Source organism: Mesorhizobium sp., assembly GCF_004962925.1.
In the GTDB taxonomy this organism is placed as follows: Bacteria; Pseudomonadota; Alphaproteobacteria; order Rhizobiales; family Rhizobiaceae; genus Mesorhizobium.
This window is the reverse complement of the sequence record NZ_SUEO01000083.1, coordinates 16564-23771: the sequence shown is the minus strand read 5'-3', so window position 1 is coordinate 23771 and position 7208 is coordinate 16564. Positions and strand designations below refer to the sequence as shown.

Here is a 7208-nt window from a genome sequence, read left to right as displayed (position 1 = left end):
ATCTCCCCCCAAGTGGGGGAGATGTCCGGCAGGACAGAGGGGGGCGCCGTAGAGCCGCAGCAATACAGATCTGCCGTTCCCAAGCTGTCACTACAGCATTGCCTGCGAGCATGATCTTCTCCCGAAGACCGCCACCTTGTCCTATTGTCTCGGCACCAACGCCAGCGCGCGGATCGGGCTGCCGGTGCCGTGCTCGATCTTGAGCGGTGCGGCGATCAGGATCGCGCCTTTCGGCGGCAGCCGGTCGAGGTTGCAGAGGCTGGCGAGACCATAGCGGTTGGCCTTGTGCATCAGGCTGTGCGCCGGGAATGGCGGCTCCATTCCCCCTGCTTTGCCGGCATCCGTGCCGATGGTCTCGCTGCCCCAGCCCTTGATGTCCTTGCTGATCAGAAACTGGATGGCCTCGGCCGTCGGTCCGGGCGTGTGCGGCCCGGTCTCGTCGGCGTTGAGGAATTCGGCTTCCGAGCCGTTGCGCTTGTACCAGTCGGTGCGCATCACCACCCATTCGCCGGCGTTGATCGTGCCGTGCTCGGCTTCCCACGCCTTGATGTGGTCGACGGTGAGCAGGAAGTCGTGGTCGGCGGCGGCTTGCTTCGAGCAGTCGATGACATTGACCGGGCCGACGAAGTTCTGCGCCGGAATGGTGTCGGTGGCGCCGTCCGGATAATCCTTGCCGGTGATCCAGTGATTGGGAGCGTCGAAATGCGTGCCCGAGTGCTCGCCGAGCTTCAGCCAGTTCCAAGCCCACCACGGTCCGTTCTTGTCAAAGGCGGAGATGGTGTGGATCTCGACCTTCGGCGTGTCCACCGCCAGTTCCGGCGGCAGCTTGATCAGCGGCGTGTCAGGGCCGAGCGGCGCCGTCAGGTCGACCACCTGGATGGCGCCTGAAAGAAGCTGGCCGGCGACCTCGCCGAGAAGTTTTTGCGTGTCCATGGTCTCTGTTCCCTCTTTCTTGGTGATGATCAAGGCTCGTTGCGGCCCTTAATATCCTACTAGACGAAAACATATGCATCTGCAATTATCTTTAAGCATAAAGGAAATGGGTTGGGTGGGGTGTGAGCGAGTTTGACGCCATTTTCGTCGGGGCAGGCCACAACAGTCTGGCATGCGCCGCGCATCTGGCGCTCAAAGGCTGGAAAACCGCGATTTTCGAGCGTAGCGCAACAATCGGCGGCGCTGTCCAGACCCGCGAATTCACGCTGCCCGGCTTCCGGCACGATTTCGGTGCGATGAATCTGAGCCTGTTCGCCGGCTCGGCCTTTCACAAGAAATATGCAAATGAATTGAAAAAACACGGGCTGGAATTCGCGCCGGTCGCCAACTGCTTTGCCAGCGCCTTTCCGGATGGAAGCTGGTTCGGCGTCAGCAACGACCTGGAAAAGACCGCTGGACGGATGGCTGTTTTTTCCGCAGCCGATGCCGCAACATGGCGCCGGCTGGTTGCGGCTTTCCCAGCGGAAGCCGAGCATCTGTTCCGGCTGCTGGGTTCGCCGATGAGCGGCCGGGCGCTGGCCGGCACCGCCTGGAACCTGTTGCGCAAGAAGGGTTTTGCCGGCGCGCTCGATACTGGTCGGCTGCTGCTTTCCTCACCCCGCGCGTGGCTTGAGGAGAATTTCGAGTCGCCGCATGTCAGGGCGACGCTCGCCACCTGGGGCATGCATCTCGATTTCGGCCCCGACATCGCCGGCGGTGCGGTGTTCCCCTATCTGGAATCAATGGCCAACCAGTGCTTCGGCATGGTGCTCGGCAAGGGCGGCGCCGACACCATCATCCGCGCCCTGTCGGGCATGATCACCGCTGCCGGCGGCAAGATCGCCACCGGGGCTGAGGTGGCCGAGATCACGGTTTCCGCCGGCAAGGCGACGGGCGTGCGGCTTGCTTCCGGCGAGACCCATACAGCCACCAAGGCGGTTATCGCCAGCGTGGCGCCCAAGGCGCTGCCCGGCAAACTGCTGCCGAATGGCTCCGGCGACGCCAGTTTCGACACGGCGATGAAAAGATTCCGCCATGCGCCGGGCACGATGATGATCCATCTGGCGCTGGACGATCTGCCGGATTGGCGCGCCGGCGCCGAGCTTCGGCAATTCGCCTATGTGCATCTGTCGCCGTCGCTCGACGCCATGTCGCGCACCTATCAGCAGGCTATGTCCGGCATGCTGCCGGACGAACCGGTTCTCGTCGTCGGCCAGCCGACCGCGGTCGATGCTTCGCGGGCGCCGGAAGGCAAACATGTGCTGTGGGTGCAGGTGCGCATGCTGCCCGCCGAAATGTCAGGCGATGCGGCGGGCAAGATCGCGCCGGATCACTGGGACAACGTCAAGGAGCCCTATGCCGAGCGCGTTCTCGACATCATCGAGACCTATGCGCCCGGGCTTCGCCGGAAGGTCCTCGGCCGCGCCGTGTTCTCGCCGCTCGATCTCGAACGCGAGAACCCCAACCTCGTCGGCGGCGACCAGATCTGCGGCAGCCATCATCTGGCGCAGAATTTCCTATTTCGACCAGGGCGCGGCTTTGCCGGCTGGAACACGCCGGTCACGAATTTGCATCTCACCGGTGCTGCAACATGGCCGGGCGCCGGCACCGGTGCGGCCTCGGGCTATATGCTCGCCCAACAGCTTGGCGGGAGGTAGAATTCAAGCACTTGGGGTGAAGGATGGGCAAGGCGCGGTTGCCCAGGGAGCCTGAACCACAGAACGACAACGACGCACAGAAAACCAACAGGGGAACGACCATGACAATCAACAGACGAGAATTGCTCGGATATGGCGCGGCAGCACTTGGCGCCACCGTCATCGGCCTGCCGCAAATAGCCAAGGCAGCCGGCGAACTGACCATCGCCTACAACGTCAACCTGCCGTCCTGGGACCCGACCACCGGGCCTTCGGCGGTCAACCCGACGATCCAGGGCCTCTACCAGTCGGTATTCGACCAGTTCATCCCGCAGAAGCCGGACCTGTCCTTTGCGCCGGGCCTGCTCACCGAATGGGGCTGGAACGAGGACCGCACCAAGATCATGATGACGGTGCGCGACGGCGTCACCTGGCATGACGGCTCGCCGTTCACGGCTGAGGACGTAGTCTGGTCGCTGCAGCGGGCGGGCGACGAAAAGACAGGGAATCCGATCCAGTTCGTCTGGAAGAACGTCAACAACTTCAAGATCGACGGCAACAAGATCACCGGCGATGTCGTGCAGTTCGACCCGGTGTATTTCAAGTGGATGTCGTTCCTGACCGGCTACATCATGCCGAAGGCCTATTACGAGAAGGTCGGCGCTGAAGGCTTCGAAAAAGCCCCGATCGGCACCGGCCCCTACATGGTCGACAAATTCGAGCGCAACGCCTTCCTGCGGCTTAAGGCCAATCCGAACTATTGGGGCGGCAAGCCGGCGTTCGAGAATGTGACGATCAAGTTCGTCACCGATGCAGCGAGCCGCGTTGCCGAAATCGAGTCGGGTTCCTCGCAGGTGACGCTCGAAATCCCCTATGAGGAATATGACCGCCTGATCGCCAAGGACGGTCTTGCCGGCTCGTGCAAAAATGTTTCCGACATCGGCATGATCTTCTTCAACGACATCGACGTGATGCTGGACAAGAACGTCCGCCAGGCGGCGGTGATGGCGGTCGACAAGAAGCTGCTCGTCGACCGCCTGCTGCGCGGCTACGGCCAGCCGATCGACACGCTGGAGACGCCGGAATACGCCGCCTACGATGCGTCGATCAAGGTCGAGCACAATCCGGAAAAAGCCAAGGAATTGCTGGCCGCCTCCGGCTATTCGGCGGAGAAGCCGGTCAAGTTCACGATACAGACGACCAAGGGCTTCAAGCCCAAGGACTACGAGATGATCCAGGCGATCGTCGGCATGTGGCGCAAGGTCGGTATCGAGGCGACGATCGAGGTCTACGAGATCGCCAAGCATTACGAACTGCGCGCCGCCGACAAGCTGGCGCCGGCCGCCTTCTACAATTGGGGCAACGCGATCGGCGATCCGACGACCTCGACCGGCTTTGCCACCTATGGCCCGAGCCCGCATTCGGTTTGGGACAGCCAGGATCTGATCGACATGATCAACCCGCTATGGGGTGAGAAGGACGAGGCCAAGCGCATCGCCGGCTGGAAGGCCGTCGACAAGTACATCGCCGAACAGGCCTATGTGCTGCCACTGATCCAGTATGCGCAGCCGATCGTGCATGCCAAGGGCGTCAATGTCGTGCAGCATGTGTCCGGCGCATTGTTGCCGGCCCTGATGACCCCGGCCTGATATCAGCCAGGGATTGCCGCGCGCCGTCCGCAACGACGGCGCGCATTTTCCGCCAGGCATACAGGCGACCATGCTGCTGCAAAGATTCCTGATCCGTCTTCTGACGATGGCGATCACGCTGTTCGGCGTTGCCGTCGTGGTCTTCGTCGTCATTCGCGTCGCGCCCGGCGATCCGATCGCGATGATGCTGCCGCCCGGCGCAACCGATGCCGACATCGCCCGGCTGCGCGCGCTCTATGGGCTCGACAAGACCATCGTCGAGCAGTTCTTCATCTGGCTGTCCGGCGTCGTCAGGGGCGATTTCGGCACTTCGATCTCGCTCAGGCAGGACGTTCTGGGGCTGGTCTTCAACCGGCTGCCAGCGACGCTGGAGCTGGCCATCACAGCACTGCTGATGGCGCTGGCGATCGGCGGCACGACAGCGATCCTTGGCGCACGCGAGCGCGGCACGGCAGTCGAGGCCGGCATCGACATCGCCAGCGGTGCAGCGCTTTCCATTCCCGACTTTTTGTGGGGGCTGGTGCTGATCCTTTTGTTCGGCGTGATGGTGCCTGTCTTCGACATTTCCGGCCGGGTTTCGCCGCAGCTCGACCTGCCCTTCGTCACTCAGTTCTATCTGTTCGAGAGCATTGCGCGGCTGCGCTTCGACCTGACCAAGGACCTGCTCGGGCACATGCTGATGCCGGCCGTGGCCCTGGCGCTGCCGCTGGCCGCGATCATCTCGCAGCTATTGAAACAGTCGCTGAAGGAAGTGCTCGATCTCGACTACGTCGTGCTGGCGCGGGTGAAGGGCTTTTCCGAAACGCAGGTTATCCTGCGTGAGGCGCTGAAGAACGCCGCGCTGCCGACGCTCACTCTGGTCGGCGTGCAGTTCACCTTCTTGATCGGCGGCACCGTCATCGTCGAGCGGCTGTTTTCCTATGAAGGTCTCGGCAATATGGCGATCGATGCCGTCATCAACCGCGACCTGCCGCTGATCCAGGGCATCGTGCTGGTCTTCGCGCTGCTGTTCGTGCTGATCAACCTGACTGTCGACATGATGTATGCGCTGCTCAATCCGAGGCTGCGCCATGGATGACAGCCGCATTTCAAGACATGGCTCGGGCGCAAGACTGTGGCTGGCCGGAGGCTGGCTTCTGCTGGCCTTGCTTGCCGCGATCTTTGCGCCGCTGGTGGCACCGCAGGATCCGCTGGCGCAGGATCTGATGTTCGAACGCCTGCCGCCGTTCTGGATGAGCGGCGCGGAACCCGGCTTCTGGCTCGGCACCGACAGCCTCGGCCGCGATCTCCTGTCACGGCTCATCTTCGGCGCCCGCATCGCCTTCGTCGTCGCCTTCGCGGCAGCCTTGGCCGCCTGCCTGGTCGGCTCGACGCTTGGGCTTATCGCCGGCTATTTCGGCGGCTGGGCCGACCGCATCATCTCGCGCATCGTCGACGTCTGGATGGCGTTTCCGCCGGTGCTGTTCGCCATCTTGCTGGTCGCCGTGCTCGGCACGGGCCTGAGCTCGGTCATCATTGCCATCGCCGTCATCGACTGGACGCGCTTCTGCCGGGTGATCCGCGCCGAGACGATGGGCCAGGCGCGCATGGATTATGTCGAGAACGCCCGCATCGCCGGCTATGGCCGCATCGGAATCATGCTGCGCGAGGTGCTGCCCAATGTGGTGCCGTCGATCGTGGCGTTGCTGTCACTGGAAATGGGCATCGCCGTCATCGTCGAGGCGATCCTGTCCTTCGTCAATCTGTCGATCTCGACCGACGATCCAACCTGGGGCGGCATCATCGCCGAGGGCCGCCTGTCGATCCATCAGGCTTGGTGGGTGCTGGTGTTCCCGCTGGTCACGCTGATCCTGACCGTGCTGTCGTTCAGCCAGTTCGGCGAGGGGCTGAAGGCACGCTTCGATCCGGTGCTGCGATGAACGCGAGCGCTTGCCTTGATATCAGTAACCTCAGCGCCGTGCTGCCGAATGGCGCCCGCGTGCTGCGCTCGGTCTCGCTCTCCGTTCAACCCGGCGAGGTTCGCGCGCTGGTCGGCGAGAGCGGCGCCGGCAAGACGATGATCGGCAAGGCGGTGCTCGGCGTGCTGTCGCCCAGCGTGCGCATCGTCGAAGGCGATATGCTGCTCGAGGGCGAGGACCTCGGCCGGCTTCAGCCAAAGGCGAGGCGCACGCTGATCGGCGCCCGCACCGCGCTGATCCCGCAGGACCCGCTGACCGCGCTCAACCCGTCACGCCGCATCGGTCCGCAGATGACCGACCGGCTGGTGCGCATCCTCGGCTGGAGCGGACAGCGAGCCGACGTCCGCATCCGCCAGTTGCTCGACGAGGTTCAGATCCGCGATCCGAACCGCGTCCTCAAATGCTATCCGCACGAACTCTCCGGCGGCATGCGCCAGCGCGTGCTGATCGCCGCCGCTTTCGCCGCCGAGCCCAGGCTGATCGTCGCTGATGAGCCGACCACGGCGCTGGATGTGACCGTGCAGAAGCAGATCCTGCGGCTGATCGCGCAATTGCAGCGCGAGCATGGCACGGCGATCCTGTTCGTCACCCATGACCTCGGCGTCGTCGCCAAGATCAGCCAGAAAGTGTCGGTTCTCTATGCCGGCAAGGTGGTGGAGGAGGCCGAGACGGCGGCGCTGTTCGCAGCGCCGCAGCACCCCTACACACGAGCGCTGATGGCGGCGACACCGCGCTACACCGATCCGTTCGCGTCGCTGAAACCGGTGGACGAGGCGGTATTGGCCGGGCTTGCCGCCGAAATCGCCGCCGCCGACCAAGCCTGGAGGCGACCGCATGGCTGAGCCGCTGTTTTCCGTGCGTGGGCTCAAGGTCGCGCTGCCCGACATGACGCGCAAACCACTGATCGGCCGCGCGCCGCTGGCCGAGATTCTCAAAGGCCTGGATTTCGATCTGCCGAAGGGATCGGTGACCGGCATCGTCGGCGAATCCGG

The 7208-nt window shown here is 63.6% G+C and carries 6 protein-coding genes and 1 pseudogene; 6 read left to right on the top strand and 1 reads right to left on the bottom strand.

Features of this window, described 5'->3' with window-relative positions; translation table 11 throughout:
- Nucleotides 1-141: 141 nt before the first annotated feature.
- The gene (locus tag E5W87_RS17680) at nt 142-933 is read right to left on the bottom strand and encodes a cyclase family protein (protein WP_292400017.1); all 792 of its coding nucleotides are present in this window, start codon (nt 931-933) and stop codon (nt 142-144) included.
- Between the two features lie 122 nt (nt 934-1055).
- Between E5W87_RS17680 and E5W87_RS17675 the strand changes: the two genes are divergently transcribed.
- The 6 genes and pseudogenes from E5W87_RS17675 to E5W87_RS17650 form a co-directional block, all read left to right on the top strand.
- Entirely contained in the window at nt 1056-2630 is a 1575-nt protein-coding gene (locus E5W87_RS17675) for an NAD(P)/FAD-dependent oxidoreductase (protein WP_292400015.1), read from the top strand.
- Between the two features lie 101 nt (nt 2631-2731).
- Nucleotides 2732-4258 carry an ABC transporter substrate-binding protein gene (locus E5W87_RS17670; RefSeq protein ID WP_292400008.1) on the top strand — a complete coding sequence of 509 codons (1527 nt, stop codon included), beginning with the start codon at nt 2732-2734 and terminating at the stop codon, nt 4256-4258.
- A 70-nt stretch (nt 4259-4328) separates the two neighbouring features.
- Entirely contained in the window at nt 4329-5336 is a 1008-nt protein-coding gene (locus tag E5W87_RS17665) for an ABC transporter permease (RefSeq protein ID WP_292400006.1), read from the top strand.
- On the top strand, nt 5329-6177 hold the full coding sequence (locus E5W87_RS17660) for an ABC transporter permease (RefSeq protein WP_292400001.1): 849 nt from the start codon (nt 5329-5331) through the stop codon (nt 6175-6177). Before E5W87_RS17665 ends, E5W87_RS17660 begins: the two co-directional genes overlap by 8 nt.
- Nucleotides 6174-7058 (top strand): ABC transporter ATP-binding protein, encoded by an 885-nt coding sequence (locus E5W87_RS17655; protein ID WP_292399998.1) that lies wholly within the window; start codon nt 6174-6176, stop codon nt 7056-7058. The genes E5W87_RS17660 and E5W87_RS17655 overlap by 4 nt, the downstream gene beginning before the upstream one ends.
- Nucleotides 7051-7208, top strand: a pseudogene (locus E5W87_RS17650) (ABC transporter ATP-binding protein); the annotation flags it as partial. The gene E5W87_RS17655 and the pseudogene E5W87_RS17650, both read left to right, overlap by 8 nt.